The organism is Allotamlana fucoidanivorans (assembly GCF_006265225.1).
Lineage (GTDB): Bacteria > Bacteroidota > Bacteroidia > Flavobacteriales > Flavobacteriaceae > Allotamlana > Allotamlana fucoidanivorans.
Genome location: NZ_VDCS01000010.1, coordinates 1 through 17,588 on the forward strand (window position 1 = coordinate 1; position 17,588 = coordinate 17,588).

Below are 17,588 nucleotides of genomic sequence, written 5' to 3' on the forward strand. Positions count from 1 at the left end.
GATTGCTTGTGGTTCCTAAAGGATGATTACCACCTGCTCCGTTTATTAATATATCACATCCACCAAATGCCTCATTAACTTCTTTCTTTGCTGCAATAAGCGATTCCTTTTCTAAAACATTAGCCTCTACACCAATGGCATCTCCACCCGATTTATTAATTTTATCTGCAACTGCTTCGGCTGAACTCTTATTTAAATCTAAAAGCGCAATTTTGTTGCCTTGCTTTGCTAAGGCTGAGGCTAGTGTGCTACATAGCACACCGCCTGCTCCTGTTACTACTATTGTTTTACTCATCTAGTCTTGTATGTTTGGTTCCTTAAATAGTTTTTTAGGTCTCTCAATAAAACCTTGATTTCTTTAGATAAAAAAACCAAGTATCCTGCTCTGTCCTGCATGCAAATATAAACAAAGGCTAATAATCTACAAAATTGAAAATTAAAGATTTACATCAAAAAAAACACGAGCTAAAACAAACATAAACACCTTACAACAAACCTATTAACCCAATATACACCCAATAAAACCACTAATACATCAGGACGAAATTTTGAATTTCACCTTAACAGCTTTCTATTTTTAACCTTATGTTTGCAGAACATTTATTTCAATTATGGACACATCGATTAAAACCATAGTTCTTGATATCACCCAAGCCGAATCCATTAATAAAGTTGAAGAAATCCAAAGCCTTTGGAGCGGATATGGAAGCATTTTAAGATGTACTTTAAACAAAGCCAAGTACCAATCTATTGTTTTAAAACATATAAAACGTCCAAAATCAAACCACCACCCACATGGATGGAACACCAATTTGTCTCATCAGCGAAAATTAAAATCATACCATATTGAAAAAGCATTTTACAAATTATGGAGCCAACACTGTGATGATTATTGTTATGTTCCTGATTGCTATTTTGCTAAAGAAATGGATGCAGAATCAATTATAATATTAGAAGATTTGAAAGCTTCTGGATTCTCTGAAATAAGACATTCTGTACAATTAAGCGATATCAAACTATGTCTTAATTGGCTAGCTAATTTTCATGCTTGCTTTATCAATAAGACACCAACCGAACTCTGGAAAACAGGAACCTACTGGCATTTAGAAACGCGACCCGATGAACTTGAAGCCCTAAATGATGTTATCTTAAAGGACGCTGCTTCTCAAATCGATCAATGTTTAAACCAGTGTAAATTTAAAACGTTTGTTCATGGAGATGCAAAACTTGCCAATTTTTGTTTTACTCCTAACAGCAAAAAGGTGGCTGCAGTAGATTTTCAGTATGTAGGCGGCGGTTGCGGCATGAAGGACGTAGCCTATTTTATAGGAAGTTGTTTAAGTGAAAAAGAATGTGAAAAACTTGAAAAAGAGTTATTAAACTACTACTTTAAAGCTTTAGAGATAGCATTAACAAGAAAAAGAAGCACTATCAATTTTCAGGAATTAGAAACCGAATGGCGTACTCTTTTCCCTGTTGCTTGGGCTGATTTTCATCGTTTTTTAAAAGGATGGAGTCCAGAACACTGGAAACTAAACAGCTATAGCGAAAAGCTAACCAAACAAGTTATTTCTCAACTTAAATCTAGTCATTTTGATACTAAATAATTCTGATTTAAATTATCTTTGCAAACAAGCAATGGCTGCAGCAAAAATAGCTGGCAACTTCATACATAATTATAATAAGGATAATCTAAAAGTTTTAAGAAAAGAAAGTGGCACTAGCCAAGCATCCCAAGTGGTCACCGAGGTAGATTTAAAATGCGAAAGCTTAATTTTAAACATCTTAAAACCAACAATTAAGACCTATGATTTAGGTCTTCTTACAGAAGAGAGTGTTGATACGAAAAGTCGATTAGAGAAAGACTATTTTTGGTGTATAGATCCCTTAGACGGTACATTACCTTTTACGGAATCCAGATCAGGATATGCGGTATCCATAGCCTTAGTTTCAAAGCAAGGCATATCACAAATAGGCGTTGTTTTTGATCCTGTTAATCAAAACTTATACCATGCTATTATTAATCAAGGTGCATTTAAAAACCATACACCATGGCATATAGCTTCAAATACTCCTCATACTTTAAGTTTTTACTTTAACGGCAGTTTTAAAACACAAACCCACTTTAACGATGTTACATCAAAATTAAATGAGGTAGCATCTCATTTTGGCACCAACAACATCACATGCATGCCCGTTCTTGGCGCTGTCATGAATGCTTGCCAAGCCCTAGAACATATGCCATCTTGTTTTTTTGCTTTTCCTAAACGAGAAGACGGCAATGGAAGCATTTGGGATTATGCCGCAACAGCTTGCATTTATAAAGAAATAGGTGCTTATGTTGGTGATATTTTTGGTTCTCCTTTACATCTAAATTCAAAAACTTCAACCTTTATGAATGCCAGAGGAATTCTTTTTGCAAGCAATAAAAATTTAGGGCTTGCAATACAACATATGTACACTGCATATTTTCAAAACTCTATTGGCAACGTTTAAGAATTGTGTATTATGAAGCTATAAGTTTTTCAAGAATATACTCCACACCTTCTTCTGAATTCGTTTTAGTTTCAAAACGCGCAGCTTCTTTAACCTTAGGGTGGGCATTTCCCATGGCATAACTAAAATAACCCAAGCGCATCATTTCTAAATCATTATTATAGTCGCCAAAAATCATAGTCTCATGGGTGGCAATATTCATTTTTTCCTGAACCATTTGCAAGGCATAAGCCTTATTTGCATTTATATGCGAAATATCAAGCCAATGTTGGCCTGAAACAATAACTTGGAAGCTCTTATTTAATGATTGAATATGCGGAAGCACAAAGTCTTCGCTTGATTCAAAATGGTAAACCGCTATTTTAAGAAATTCATCATCAATATCCTGTAGCAAATCATCAATCACCTCATATGCCACATAATACTGTTTAAATTTAGAAATAAAATGCGCATCATTAGTTTCTATATAAGCGGCTTTTCTCCCACACAATACCACATAACAATGTGATATAGTTCTTAAAAGCTCCACAGTCTTTGCAACTTCGGATTTTGATAGTTGTAGTAGCACCTTAGTTTCTTGTTCATGCTGTAAAACACCTCCATTTTCACCGATAATAGTAATATCATTTTTAATGATGTCTAACTTATCTACAATACTCTGATACTGCCTACCACTAGCCGCAACAAAATGTATGTTTCGCTTCTTCAATGCTTTAAACTGGCTAAAAAACCGATAACTCACTTCGTTATTCTGATTTAATAAAGTGCCATCCATATCCGATACTACAAGCTTAACTTTTGAAAAATCCATAGGCTACCATTAAGCAACAAAAATACATTAGTGTCTTGTTAAAAAATACTTTACCAAGTTAAATTTATTTAAAATTTAATTTTAAAAGTTAAAGGCGCAAAATTTTGAAAATTCTACGCCTTTAATATCTGTATAATAACAATCTCTAATTTTCTTGGGCCTGTGCAGCTTGTATCATTTCATCTTCTGAAATCCACCCTCCACCTAGTGCTTTATAGAGAAAAATATAAGCACTAAATAACTTTTGAGTGGCTTCAGACAACCCTAAACTAGCCTCGAAAGCTTGTCGCTGACTCTCTATGAGTTCCAAATAACTAGTAACCCCTTTATCATAACGTTCAGAAGACAAATACTGAGCGTTTTCTGCAGCTTTCACATGTGATTTACGTGCTTCTAATTCATTCTTTAGTGTGCTAATAGCAACTAAAGCATCTTCAACCTCCTTAAATGCTGTTATCACCGTTTTTTCATATTGCAAAATAGCCTGTTCCGTTTTGTAACGTTCTACATCTACACGTCGTTTATTTTTACCAAACTCGAATAATGGTCCTAATATATTCACCGCTCCAGCATAAGCCGTTGGATTACTCGTAAAATCTGAAATATCTGTACTTGCTAAACCTAAAAACCCTGTTAAACTTATGGACGGAAAACGTTGCGCCACAGCCACACCAATCCTTGCATTTTGTGCCTGTACTAAATACTCTGTCTGCATGATATCTGGTCTTCTGGTTAGTAGTAATGAAGGTAGTCCCACAGGAATATCAGGCGGCATGTTCTGCGTATTAAGTGCTTTGCCAAGCTGAATAGCTTGAGGTACTCTACCCAAAATTACAGCAAGCGCATTTTCAGTTTGGGCGATACTGCGTTCAAAAAATGGTACGGCAGCAGCTGCTATAGCACGTTGAATTTGCGATTGATTTAAGTCAATTTCAGGAACAATACCATTTTTGTAACGCTCACTGACTATAAACAATGACTTGTCTCTAAGCTCTAATGTTTTTTGAGAAATATACAAACGCCATTTAAAATCAAGCAATTGATAATACGTGGTAGCTATTTGAGAAATAAGTCCAATTTGCACTGATCGCTTTCCAAATTCTGAAGCCAATAACTCACCTTTGGCCGCTTCATTAGCACGCCTGAATTTTCCCCAAAAATCAAGTTCCCAATTTATTGTTCCAAAGCCTGTAAACAAATTACTTGTAGACAAATCTGGATTGGGTTGACCGGCAATTAAATTCCCTCGGGTTGCGCTACCGTTATAACCAAATTTTGGCCATAAATCCGCTCTTGACATTCCGAGTAGAGCTTTGGCTTGGTCAATTCTACTTGAAGCAATTAATAAATCTTGATTTTCTGCTAACCCAATTTTTATCAATTCCTCTAAAACCGGATCATCAAACATCTCCCACCATTTTATATTTATTAGAGAATCTGTTTGTGCCACCTTTAAGCTATCAAATCTGTAAACTGCGGTCGAGTCAATTTTTGAAACCGGCTTCCTATATTTTGGTCCTACTTTACATCCTTCCAATAAAAAGATAAAAACAAGAACTACTACAAATAATAATTTGCTATTCATTTTTAATATTTTTTTCATCTTAATTTGAAATTTCTTTTATTACTGACAATTCGCGTTCTCTTTTCTTTTCATATTTACCTAGCTTACCGATTAAAACATATAACATGGGATAAAAGAAAACACCTAATAAGGTAGCAATAGTCATTCCTCCTAATAAAGCCATTCCCATGACCTTTCTAGATTCGGCGCCCGAACCAGTTGCTATAACCAATGGAAAAACCCCAAGAATAAACGAAAATGCCGTCATTAATATAGGTCTAAATCTAGATTTAGCCGCCTTAATTGCCGCATCAAATAAGCTTAAACCACCTTTAAACTCATCATGAGCAAACTCTACAATCAGAATAGCATTTTTAGCTGCCATACCAATAAGCATGACAAAGGAAACTTGTGCAAAAATGTTATTTTCAAAAGATGGACTAAACAATCTTGATATCCATAGAAAGATTAAGGCTCCAAAAATAGCAAACGGGGTTCCTAATAATATTGAAAAAGGCAAAGACCAACTTTCATATTGAGCCGCTAATATTAAAAACACAAAAATCAATGAAAATGTTAAGATAACTGCTAATGAGCCAGAAGCTTTCTTTTCTTGAAAAGACATAGCATTCCAACCATAACTCATATCATCTGGTAAGGACTCTTGTGCTACTTCCTCTAATGCTGCCATAGCTTGAGCCGAGGTGTACCCAGGAGCTGGAGCTCCTGTTACCTCAACGGCTCTATATAAATTAAATCGGTTGGTATAATCAGGACCACTTACGGGCTTTACGGTTGCTATTGCCGATAATCTTACCATATTTCCTTCATTATTTTTCACAAAGAAATTTCTAATCTGGTCTTCACTTTCCCGGTACTCTGGTTCGGCTTGAATATAGGTTTTGTATAATCTTCCAAAACGTGTAAAATCATTCACATAGGCACCACCCATAAAAGCACCAATAGTTGCGTATAAATCATTTAAAGGAACTCCTAATTTCAAGGCCTTTTCTTTATCAATATCCATAAAACGTTGAGGTACGTTGGCCTGAAATGTTGTAAACGCAGCACCTATCTCTGGTCTTTTATTCGCTTCTTGTATAAACTTCATCGTATTAGCGCCCAAATACTCTGGTGTATTTCCGCCACGGTCTTGAATCATTATACTAAAACCAGAACCATTACCTAGACCAGGGAGGGCTGGTGGTCCAAAAGCAAATACTTGAGCCCCTTTTATTTTTTGAGCTAATTCAACATTCAGCCTACCTATAATTTCTTTAGCTGTTAGCTCGCGTTCTCCCCATTCTTTGAGTGTTACAAACATAAAACCATTATTAGGCACCATAGATCCAGCTAAAACACTATAACCTGTAGCGGAAGTTAAAAATGTAACATCAGGATGACTTAAAATAACTTCTTCAACTTCTTGAGCAATTCTATTGGTTCTTTGAATAGATGCAGCATTTGGCAATTGAATATTGACATAGAAATATCCCATATCTTCTTCAGGTATAAAACCTCCAGGTACCATTTTCCCAAATACAGCAGCTCCTATGGTCAATAACACTATAAAAACGACTCCTCTTTTTGTTTTTCGGGTTACAATATTGGTGAAACTCATATAAGAATTAGTAGTCTTATCTAATCCACCATTAAATTTCTCGAATATTTTACCTAAAACACCTGAATATGGCTTAGGCTCCTTTAATAAAATAGAACACAATGCTGGGCTGAGTGTTAATGCGTTTACGGAAGACACAATAACCGACACTACAATAGTTATTGCAAATTGTTGATAAAGCAAGCCTGTTATACCCGCCATCCCTGCCACCGGAATAAATACCGCTATTAAAACCAAAGTTGTTGCTATTACTGGTGCCGTAACTTTACGCATGGCATCAAAAGTAGCCTCTTTGGTATTCATACCCTTAGCTATATTAACCTGAACAGCTTCTACCACCACAATAGCATCATCAACTACAATACCAATGGCTAAAACCAACCCTAAAAGAGATAGAACATTAATGGTAAACCCTAACAGCGGAAAAAACATAAATGCTCCAACCAAAGACACTGGAATAGCTAAGGTTGGTATTAATGTTGCTCTCCAATCTTGTATAAATAAAAATACTACAAATACTACCAGAACAAGGGCAACAATTAAAGTCACCACAATATCTTTTATACCGGCTGTAATTGGTAAGGTTGAATCTAGTGCTACTTCATATTTAACACTTTCAGGAAAGCTTTTTGACAGCTCATCCATTTCAGCTAATAGATTCTGGGCTAGCTCAACCGCATTAGATCCTGGAGCTTGATATAAAGCTATAATAGCACAGGTTTCTTTATTAACCCTTGGAATCATATTGTACGTTTCAACCCCAAGATTAACTTCTGCTATATCTCCAATCTTTACCTGAGAACCATCAGAATTTGTTCTCACCACAATATTTTCAAAGGCTTCGGGTGAATTAAAACGCTCAGGTAGTCTAACAGTGTAAGTAAACTCCGTTCCAGCAGGTGCTGGTTCTGCTCCAAACTTTCCTCCTGGTACAATTATATTCTGTGAATTAATAGCGGCCATTATTTCGGGTACAGTCATCCCCAGCTTAGCTAGAAGATCTGGTTTTACCCAAATACGCATAGAATAATTTGAAGCCCCCAAAATATCAACACGACCAATTCCCTTTACCCTTGCTAATTGGTCCTTTATATTAATTAAAGCGTAGTTACCTAAAAACTCTTGATCATATCTACCGTCTGATGTTAACGCCAAAGCCATCATAATATTCGGTAAAGACTTTTTAGTTGTAACACCATACTTAGTCACTTCCTGAGGTAATTTTGCAGATGCAGCCGATACTCTATTTTGAGCCAAAACCGTATTCATATCGGGATCTGTTCCCACATCAAAAGAAATATCAATAACCATACTACCATCATTGGCATTGGTAGATTTCATATAAATCATATTATCAACCCCATTAATTTCTTGCTCTAATGGTGTTGCCACAGATTCTTCTACATTAATAGCATTAGCTCCGGTATAATTAGCTCTAACTTGAACTATTGGAGGTGTTAAATTTGGATATTGCTCAATGGGTAAACCAATTACTGAAACACCGCCTACAATAACAATAACAATTGCTATAACCATAGCCACAATGGGTCTGCGGACGAAAAAATTCCCTGAATTCTCAGCCATAATCTATTTTTTTGAATATTGACTTTTAAATTCAGTAAGTGCAGGGCTTACCTTCATGCCGGTGGCCACTTTCTGAAGTCCTTCCATAACAACCAAATCACCTTCATTTACCCCTTCTTCAATAACTACCATATCATGAATATTTTCAAGAACTTTAACCGTTCTTGATTGAATGGTGTTCTCCTTATCTACAACAAAAACAGAATACTGACCCTGAAGTTCTCTGACACATTTTTGGGGCACTAGTAAAGCATGCTCTAGAATATCAACTTCTGTCTTTATTTTAGAAAACATACCTGGCCGTAACAACCCTTCCGGATTAGGAAATAGAGCCTGAACTATAATTGAACCTGTTGACTCATCAACCTCTCTTCCAACAAATTCAACCAGACCTTTATGCTCATAAGTCGTACCATCGGCTAAAATCAACTCTATATTTCTTTTTGCCCTTTCAGAAGCATTTTTGGTTTTGTCTTTTTCATCAAGCTTAGCAAACTCTCTGGCTAAAATAATATACTCTGATTCCGTTATAAAAAACTGAACTCTAACTTGATCAATTCTTGAAACCACATTTAAAATAACAGGATTAGGTTCTCTCCCCACAAACTCACCTGTTCTAGCTTCTGTTTTTCCTATTAAACCATCTATAGGGGATTTAATTTTAGTATAGCTCAAATTAATTTCTGCAATTTTTAAGTTGGCTTGAGCCGCTTTTAAGGATGCGGCGCTAGCATCTCTATCTGCTTTAACCGCATCAAAATCACTTTTACTTACGGCATTAATTTCTGCTAAAGGTGTATATCGTACCAACTCATTCTCTGCATTTACTAAATGAATTTTTGCTTGAGCTACCTTACTTTGCTCAGAAGAAACTTGAGCAACAAACGGCTGTGCATCAATAGAATATAACAATTGTCCTTTTTTTACGGGAAAACCTTCTTTAAAATGCACCCCCTCCAGAAAACCTTCAACTCTTGCGCGTATTGGAATATCAAGAAATCCGTAGACTTGCCCAACAAATTCTCTATAAATGGGGACATCTTTTTGAATTACTTTAATCACCTTAACATTAGGTGGAACTGCTGCTAATTCTTTGCCTTTATCCTTACAGGACAATACAAAAGTTGATACGGCTAAAATAAAAGCCACAAAACTGAAATGGTAATTGCTTTTCATGAAGAGGTAATTTCTTTAACGTTTGATTAGGTTAAAGATAAAACTATTTCAGTAATACTCAGATTAGAACACTTCTTTTTTACATTAATTTAGAGTCATTTAAAACTTTTACAAAGTAAAATGGTGGTTAGGATAACACCCCAACCACCATTTAAAAATAGCATTGCTAATTTTGTTTATTTACTTAAAACCGTAATTTTTGCACTACGTAATGATTTTGACTTAGCCGACAGCGTTATGTTTCCTGATGTTTCTGAAGCTTTTAAAATAGCTAAACACATGCCACTAAAAGCTTTTCTATGAGGCGCCTGAAACGACTCTAAACTCGTTTGATCTCCATTATCAACCGCGATAAGTTCTCCGGCTCCCTTTACAGAGAAATTTACTAAGTTATTAGCATTGGGACATAAATTACCGTCTTTATCTTCAATTCTTATGGTTACATAAGCCAAATCAGATCCGTCTGCATTTATTTCAGCTCTATCAACAGACAAACTAATTTTTGCAGGCTTTCCTGCCGTATTAATCTGTTCTTCCTGAACCACTTTTCCATCCTTATAGCCTACTACTTTTATGCTTCCTGCTTCATAAGGTACATTCCAAGACAATCTGTATTTAGATTGGAATGTTTTAGGCTCGTACCTTAAAAAATCAACTTTTAATTCGGTTAAATCCTTTCCTTTTACCTTTTTCCCCATAGACTTTCCATTAACAAAAAGCTCAGCACTATCACAGTTTGTATAGCAATACACAGGAATTGTTTGTCCTTCCATACCTTTCCAGTTCCAGTGCGGCAATAGGTGAATCATGGGTTTTGTGCTCCATTGACTTTGGTATAGGAAAAACCTATCTTTAGGAAACCCACATAAATCAACCGCTCCAAAATAAGAACCATGTGATGGCCAATCGGCATTCCAATACCCATTGGTAGAATTGTCTTTTCCGCCATAGGGTGTCGGTTCTCCTAAATAATCAAAACCTGTCCAGATAAATTCTCCCATAACATAGGGGTTTTGCTCTTGAAAGTGAAATTCAACATCTGGTGGGTATGCCCATGGTGGGCCAATTAAATCATAACTTGTTACATGTTTTGATTCATGTGTTTGGTATTTTTCTATTGGTAAATGATATACCCCACGACTACTCGTACAGCTTGATGTTTCTGAACCATATAAAGGCAATTCTGGAAACATGTCTCTTATTTCGCTATACTTTGTAGGTTTGTAATTCATACCCGCAATATCTACTTGCTGTGCAAAATTGAAGGTATAAGGGTTAATGTAATTATTCATACCCATAGTACTTGGGCGCGTAGGATCTGTTTCTTTACATACATCATGCAGCATTTTAGCAACCTTCCAACCGTTCTTTCTATCACGTTGCTCTATAATTTCATTACCCGTACTCCACATAATTACTGAAGGATGATTACGATCTCGTAAAATCATATCTTTCAAATCTCTTTCAGCCCACTCGTCAAAAAACTTATTGTACCCATTAGGCACTTTTTCCATTTTCCAAACATCAAAAGCTTCATCTAGCACCACTAAACCAAGTTCATCACAAGCCTCTAAAAATTCACGTGATGGTGGATTATGACTTGTTCTAATGGCGTTCACCCCCATATCTATCATAATCTGTAATTTACGTTCGTCGGCTCTTTTATAAACCGCAGCCCCTAACGAGCCATTATCATGGTGTATACATACCCCATTAAAGCGTACCAGCTTATTATTCAAGAAAAACCCATCCTTGGTATAGCGTATACTTCTTAAACCAATTCTAGACTTATAGGTATCTGTAATTTTTCCGTTTGCGCTAAGGGTGGTAATAACGTTATACAAATTTGGAACGCCGATATCCCAAATCTTTGGATTTTCAATGTTATTCCAAACCGCAGAAACAGCCTTTGAATGGGCTTCAACCTCAATACTATCTTCTACTGTAGCTACCGTTTTTCCATCTGGATCAATATACTCATGCTTTACCGTAACCGAAGTGTTCTCATTGCTATTGTTAATCACGGTTGTTTCATTTTGAACCACCGCCAATTTTTCAGTTACGGTTGGTGTAACAATATAAGTACCCCATTGACCAACGTGAATAGGATTATCAATTTTCAACCAAACGGAGCGATACAAACCTGCTCCTGGATACCACCGTGATGATAAATCTTCAGGAGTTAACCGCACTGCCACAACATTATCTGAGCCATCATACTTTAAATAGTTACTAATATCAAATTCAAAACCAATATAGCCGTACGGACGATGCCCAACCAATTCTCCATTAATCCACACATGAGCATTATACATAGCGCCTTCAAATTCTAATCGAACCACCTTTCCTTTGGTATTGGCTTCCATTTTAAAATGTTTCCTGTACCAACCTGTACCATGAAATGGCAATCCTCCTGCGCGGGCATTGTATTTTACATCAAAAGGTCCCTCAATAGCCCAATCGTGCGGCAAATCCAAATTTCGCCATTTTGAATCATCAAATGTTATCTGTTCAGCACCTTGGGCCTTATCATTATAAAACTTCCATGAAGCATTAAAATTTAGATCCTGAGCACACAGATAATATCCCATTACTAAAAAACATAGTAAACTAAAAAGTTTATTCATTTTATTAATTTTAAATATTTGATTTATTTTTTTATTATTTTATCTTCTTTTTAATATCAACAATTATCTTATCTTTCATTATTCCTTTTTAACATTTCCAATTACAGATAGGATTATTCGTGTATATAAACTTATTTTAAAACTATTTTATAGACCAACGCTTTTTCTGCTTCTGCTGGTCTATTTTTAGGCTGTTTTAAAATTAACCCTAGTTTATTCCTTTTCCATTGAATTTTTTCCTCGCTTCCTAAAACAGACACCGATTTAATTTTTAATGCCTTACCTTGATTAGCAAAGACTTCTAAGATTCTTTCTGATTCCTTTTCATTCCACCCCAATTGAATAGCATACACCACCTTTCCTTTTTGGGTATATCTTACATCGGACGAATTTAATTTGTTCAACCCTTGTTTGATAGCTCCGTATGCATTCCAAGCGTCTGCTTCATCTCTTTTTAAAACAGTAGTACCTTCCCCAAACACTAAAAACGGTTTAGTATCATAAATAGCTTCACCATATAATTGCATCCAAGCCCCAATACCTTCCATAGCATTCACTTGCTCTACAGGCATAGTTCCATCTGCCATAGGACCCGCCGATAAAAGCATAACCCCATTCTTACTTACCACCTCAGCTAATATCCTAATAGCCTGTGCAGGATCAATCGCAGTTCTTTTCTCTTTATTGTAGCACCAACTACTCCCTAAAATGAAATCGGTAATCCACACTTCTGATGTAATATCTTCCATAGTAGCACGCTCCACATTAACCACAGCTAATTCGGTTGGAAAAAAATTGCCTTTGGTGTTTACAACAACCTCTTTGTTTTCTACTTTTGCCTTATTAAAATAGTTTACAAGAAACTGTTTTCTGTAATCTTCAGAAATAAAACGTTGCCCAAAATCCATCCAGATATAATCAGGGCAATGCGCTTCAATAACTTCGTTCAATTTTCCTAACCAAAGGTCTTGCGCCTCATTATAATCCATATTACAATAGAGGTTTTTATATTTTTCATCTTGTGGCACCTCACAATTTTCGTATACATAATTGTACGTATTAAGTGTTACAGGACGTAAATAAGACAAATCAGGTTTGGGATAAAACATGTTATGAAACCCATGATGAAATGTTGCCATAAACTTTAAGCCTCTTTTTTTAGTTTCTTCACCAATGGCTTTTACCACATCAATACCAGGCCCCATACCAACAGAATTCCATTCATTTACTTGACTATCCCAAAGCGAAAACCCATCATGATGTTCTGCAATTGATCCAATAAATTTGGCCCCCATATTTTCAAACATATCTACCCATGCTTTGGCATTGAACTTTGGAGCCTTCCACATGGGAATAAAATCATGATAATGAAAGTTTTCACCGTAGTTTTTTCTGTGCTTTTTATACACTTCTCCTCCCCAAAGATTTGGGTGGCGGTCTGGTACATACATCCAGCGCGGATACCACTCGCCATCTGTAGCTGGAACAGAATACACCCCCCAATGAAAATACACCCCTAACTTGGCATTTGCAAACCATTCTGGCACTGCTTTATGCTTTTTTAAAGATTCCCAGGTTGCTTTAAAATTTTCTTGTGCCGACATATGTCCTACAAAAAATAGGACTACAACTAATTTAAAAAAAGGTATAAAAGATTTCATGATTACCACTTAAGTTTATTTTATACAAATGTCTTAATTAAACTTAACGAGGCATACCACAAAAGGTTTACATACTGCAACAAAATGTCAAAAATGCGATCCAGTAAACACTAAACTCTCTCGAGTTTGATTATATTTATTATATAGTTCTTGTATCTTTTTTTGATAGTTGGGGTTTTTGATATAATTCTTAGACTCTTCTTCCTCTACATTATCATTCAAATTAAACAAGGCTACAGGTGTACTTGTTTTATTTGTTTTATCCTTTTTATCAACTTGTAGAATCAATTTCCATCCGTTATCAATTAAAATAAACTCATGTTGAGATCCACCTTGAACCATTAAAAAAGGATGCGTTGTTGCCTGCTTTTCATTTTTTAAAACAGGTAATAAGTTATATGAATCTTGAGCTACATTATTACTAAGTTTTTGATTTGAAATGGCCGCTATAGTAGCCATAATATCCAACCCTAAAATGGGATTATCTGACATTTGATTGGGTTTTATTTCATCGGGCCAACTGACAATAAACGGTACTCTATGACCACCTTCATATGCTTGATTCTTAGCTCCACGATAGATGTCGCTTACTTTATGCCCAGATTTTGCTGTTTTCTTATCTCCCAGCAATCCTCCATTATCTGAAGTAAAAATAAATACCGTATTGTCATATATGCCTTGTTGCTTTAATGTATTTACCATCATGCCCATTTGCACATCAAGCTCTTTAATCATATCCATATGCAAAGATGGTGTAGTTCCCTTTATGTTAACACCATCTAATGTGCTGGCTGGCGCATGTGGTACGTGAACCGCCTGAGAGCAATAATACATGAAAAATGGTTTTTCTTTATTGGCATTTTTGGTTATATAATCAACGGCCTTATTAGCTAGAATAGTTCCTATGTTATGGGGATCCCAATTTGAATCACCATAGCCAATAGCTTTATCAAGTTTCAAATTTAATTTAGCTAAGTATTCAGCATCAATAATTTCAATTTTAGAATCTTCTTTTAATTTCAACCATTGGTCATTTTCATAAACAGCATAGGGCACACTTTGAATGCCTGCTGGTAAAGTTACACTATAATCAAACCCTAATTGGGTTGGACCATGCAGTATTTTGGTTATGTCAATATCAAGTACAGGTGCTTTTCCTATTTTTGGCTCATAAATTTTTTCTGGCACCCCTTTTTTGGCAAAACTAGTACCGATATGCCACTTTCCAAAAAATGCTGTGTTATAATTGGCTTGTTTCATAAGCTTGCCCAAGGTCATTTGATCGTCTTTTATGACGGATTTAGCATAACCCGACCATACACCCCACGGTTCTGAACTCCTATAACAACTATTACCTGTCATTATAGCATACCTTGTTGTGGCACACAAGGCTGCTGGTGCATGAGCATCTGTAAACATCATACCTGCATCTGCTAAACTATCAATATTAGGGGTTTCTAATATGATGTTGTCACTATGTAATCGGCGGTATTTTGAAATATCACCTACACCAATATCATCTGCTAAAACAACTATAATATTCGGCTTTTTGTTTGATATCTCAACACTTTTTTGAGCTTCTACAAACAACATAGACATCAAAAACAGAAGTGTTAAATGAAATTTATAATTTGTCATAATTAATCACGTTTACCTTTTTACAATTTTGTTCAAGTGTTTCAAAACTACATATTAACATCTTCTAAAATAATCTCTTCTCTTTTATCGACATTTCTAAGAGAAAAAGAAACATCATGCATTTCTAATGATTCAATATGTCTTCCATAAAGTCCGTAGGCAGGTGTTGCGCCTAGTTTAGTAAATTCTGGATACTGTGTTTCATTTTCAGGCACCTTTATCTTTGAATCTTCTTCTACACCTCCTCCAGGTAAACTCACCTTTATGTTTTCAAATGTAATACGCCCTATTTTATGGTTTTGAGTTCCCGTAAAGAAAAACCCAGTAGTTGGATTTAACCTTAATTTTGAAGCATCCGAAACTTGAGCATTGACATTTTTAATAACTACGTTATTGATAGAACCTACAGGCTGTTTTGGTGCGTCTCTGTAGGTTAAACCACGTTCTCCTAACCGGATAAAAATAGGCATTTCAACATCTTTCATTTCAATATTTTCAATTAATACGTGATTAATATCCGCTCCATCTACACTTAAAATTTTAATACCTCCTCCTTTAGTATCATGAATAAAACAGTCTTTAATGGTGATGTTTTTAAAATCTCCCATAGACTCCGTACCAAACTTAATAGCACCCCATTCACTTTTAATGTTACAGTTATAAACCTCAATATCGGATGTTGGTTTAGGACTGGTTGATTTAAAGCAAATAGCATCATCGCCAGAATCAATAGTCACATTTTTAACAAGACCATTTATACTTGAATCCATATCTATGGCATCATTATTTTGATTGGCGTGACTGTGTATATCAATGCCATCGACCTCAAATCCGTCACACTCAAAAAAATGCAAGGTCCAAGCGGCCGGTTGTCTTAAATGTATATCTTTAAGCCTTACATTTTTAGACCTAACCATACGTACTAAAAATGGTCTGTTTGACAACCGTATATTATTGTTCACATACTTGCCTCCTTCTGCAATAAGCCCCTTTAAATCAGGTTTTATCAACTCAACATTCAGCTTCGATAAGGTTTTCTTTATATTGGCGGGCGTAAACATTTCGCCTTGACCATTTATAGTTCCTTTTCCTGATATAGCTACATTGTCAACATCAATGGCACCTATAAAACATTGGCCTCTAAATTGACCCGTTGCATCAATAAACGGATCAACAACTGGGTAATCATTAGGGTTAATACTCCCTTGAAGTACCGTTTTTTCTGTGATTTTTAAATTGACATTATTTTTCAGCAATAAGGTTCCAGATATATAGGTGGCACCATCAACCAGTACAGTACCTCCCCCTTTTTTTGCACAGTCATCAATGGCTTTTTGAATAAATAATGTATTTATTGTTTTTCCATCATCAAGGGCTCCGTAATCTTTTATATTCCAAACCTCTTGTTTTTTACAAGAGAAAAAACAAATTAAACAACTCCAGATTAAAACAAATACTTTTTTCATTTTCACAGTTTTTTAATCAACCAATTTCCATGTTCTCACCCAATCATAGAGGGTTGTTCTATCTTCAAAAGAGCCTGTCATGCCACCATCTTCAGGCACTGGATTCCAGTTATAGGTCTCTACAACCATTCTTAAGTGCATAGGCAGATTAAAGTCTGCCTTAGGCGTTACCTTTTCAACAAACTCTCCATCTAAGAAGAATAGCACTTCTTTTTCACTTTTCCACCAAACCCCATACACATGAAAATCTTCATAGGTTTTTCCTGCTGTTGGCGTTTTTCCCCCTATGGTTCCAGCGGGGATATCACAACCATCTTGAATACCTCTACTATGAGTATTAAAGCCCATTCTTTGATCGGCGTCTTGAGCAAAATCCTTATCTGTATTGATTTGTCCTACACACTCTTGAACATCCAACTCTGTTACTCTCCTATCACAATCAATAGCTTCTTCTCTTTCATTAATCAACCAAAAGGTAGAAGACATAAAGGTTTTGTTTCCTTTCATTCTACACTCATAATAGCCATAGGTCATTCCTTTTCTTGAACCCGCATAACCACCTCCGTGTGTAAATACTTTTCCTTCTTTTTTTACATCTTTAGGTAGTTTAGTAGCTGTTATTTGCAGATTACCATGAGCTACGGTGACATTGCTGGGTAAAAACAAACCTGGGGCTCGCCCAATCCAACCTTGACCTGAAATTTGCCATTTTTTTTGGTTAACCTTACTGCCGCTAAATTCATCAGACATGCTTTTAACGAGCTTCCATTTCTTTTCTGAAGATACAGGACTTTCTCCCTCTTTGAAATATGGTGCCTTTTGTGCATAACTACCAGAAGTTAACGATATGAGGAATAAGGTTAAGAGAAATTGATAGGGCTTTGTATAAAAAAATGTCATGTTTTAAAGTTTGTTATATTTAATAATGTTCTTCAGTTTGTTTT

The 17,588-nt window shown here is 35.7% G+C and carries 12 protein-coding genes; 2 read left to right on the plus strand and 10 right to left on the minus strand.

What is annotated here, in order from left to right; genetic code table 11:
• The coding region (locus FGF67_RS10910) for an SDR family NAD(P)-dependent oxidoreductase (protein ID WP_139697683.1) at positions 1 to 295 on the minus strand (295 nt) is incomplete at its 3' end.
• Positions 296 to 611: 316 nt separating this feature from the next.
• Between FGF67_RS10910 and FGF67_RS10915 the strand changes: the two genes are divergently transcribed.
• The gene (locus FGF67_RS10915) at positions 612 to 1,607 is read left to right on the plus strand and encodes an oxidoreductase family protein (protein WP_139697685.1); all 996 of its coding nucleotides are present in this window, start codon (positions 612 to 614) and stop codon (positions 1,605 to 1,607) included.
• Entirely contained in the window at positions 1,594 to 2,496 is a 903-nt protein-coding gene (locus FGF67_RS10920) for an inositol monophosphatase family protein (RefSeq protein WP_139697686.1), read from the plus strand. Before FGF67_RS10915 ends, FGF67_RS10920 begins: the two co-directional genes overlap by 14 nt.
• 10 nt (positions 2,497 to 2,506) lie before the next feature.
• Here FGF67_RS10920 and FGF67_RS10925 read toward each other — a convergent pair whose 3' ends face one another.
• The 9 genes from FGF67_RS10925 to FGF67_RS10965 form a co-directional block, all read right to left on the minus strand.
• Positions 2,507 to 3,307: an HAD family hydrolase gene (locus FGF67_RS10925; RefSeq protein WP_139697687.1), complete on the minus strand. Its 801-nt coding sequence runs from the start codon at positions 3,305 to 3,307 to the stop codon at positions 2,507 to 2,509.
• 145 nt (positions 3,308 to 3,452) lie between these two features.
• Positions 3,453 to 4,892, minus strand: a complete 1,440-nt coding sequence (locus FGF67_RS10930) for an efflux transporter outer membrane subunit (RefSeq protein WP_158293213.1) — start codon at positions 4,890 to 4,892, stop codon at positions 3,453 to 3,455.
• A gap of 19 nt (positions 4,893 to 4,911) precedes the next feature.
• On the minus strand, positions 4,912 to 8,076 hold the full coding sequence (locus tag FGF67_RS10935) for an efflux RND transporter permease subunit (RefSeq protein WP_139697689.1): 3,165 nt from the start codon (positions 8,074 to 8,076) through the stop codon (positions 4,912 to 4,914).
• A gap of 3 nt (positions 8,077 to 8,079) precedes the next feature.
• Positions 8,080 to 9,252 carry an efflux RND transporter periplasmic adaptor subunit gene (locus tag FGF67_RS10940; RefSeq protein ID WP_139697690.1) on the minus strand — a complete coding sequence of 391 codons (1,173 nt, stop codon included), beginning with the start codon at positions 9,250 to 9,252 and terminating at the stop codon, positions 8,080 to 8,082.
• 176 nt (positions 9,253 to 9,428) lie between these two features.
• Positions 9,429 to 11,879, minus strand: a complete 2,451-nt coding sequence (locus FGF67_RS10945) for a glycoside hydrolase family 2 TIM barrel-domain containing protein (RefSeq protein ID WP_139697691.1) — start codon at positions 11,877 to 11,879, stop codon at positions 9,429 to 9,431.
• A 131-nt stretch (positions 11,880 to 12,010) separates the two neighbouring features.
• Positions 12,011 to 13,540 carry an alpha-L-fucosidase gene (locus FGF67_RS10950; protein ID WP_139697693.1) on the minus strand — a complete coding sequence of 510 codons (1,530 nt, stop codon included), beginning with the start codon at positions 13,538 to 13,540 and terminating at the stop codon, positions 12,011 to 12,013.
• 87 nt (positions 13,541 to 13,627) lie between these two features.
• Positions 13,628 to 15,178, minus strand: coding sequence for a sulfatase family protein (locus tag FGF67_RS10955; RefSeq protein WP_233244062.1), 1,551 nt, complete (start codon positions 15,176 to 15,178; stop codon positions 13,628 to 13,630).
• 47 nt (positions 15,179 to 15,225) lie between these two features.
• The gene (locus tag FGF67_RS10960) at positions 15,226 to 16,644 is read right to left on the minus strand and encodes a glycoside hydrolase family 28 protein (protein WP_139697695.1); all 1,419 of its coding nucleotides are present in this window, start codon (positions 16,642 to 16,644) and stop codon (positions 15,226 to 15,228) included.
• Between the two features lie 12 nt (positions 16,645 to 16,656).
• Positions 16,657 to 17,544, minus strand: a complete 888-nt coding sequence (locus FGF67_RS10965; RefSeq protein WP_139697697.1) for a family 16 glycosylhydrolase — start codon at positions 17,542 to 17,544, stop codon at positions 16,657 to 16,659.
• Positions 17,545 to 17,588 lie beyond the last annotated feature (44 nt).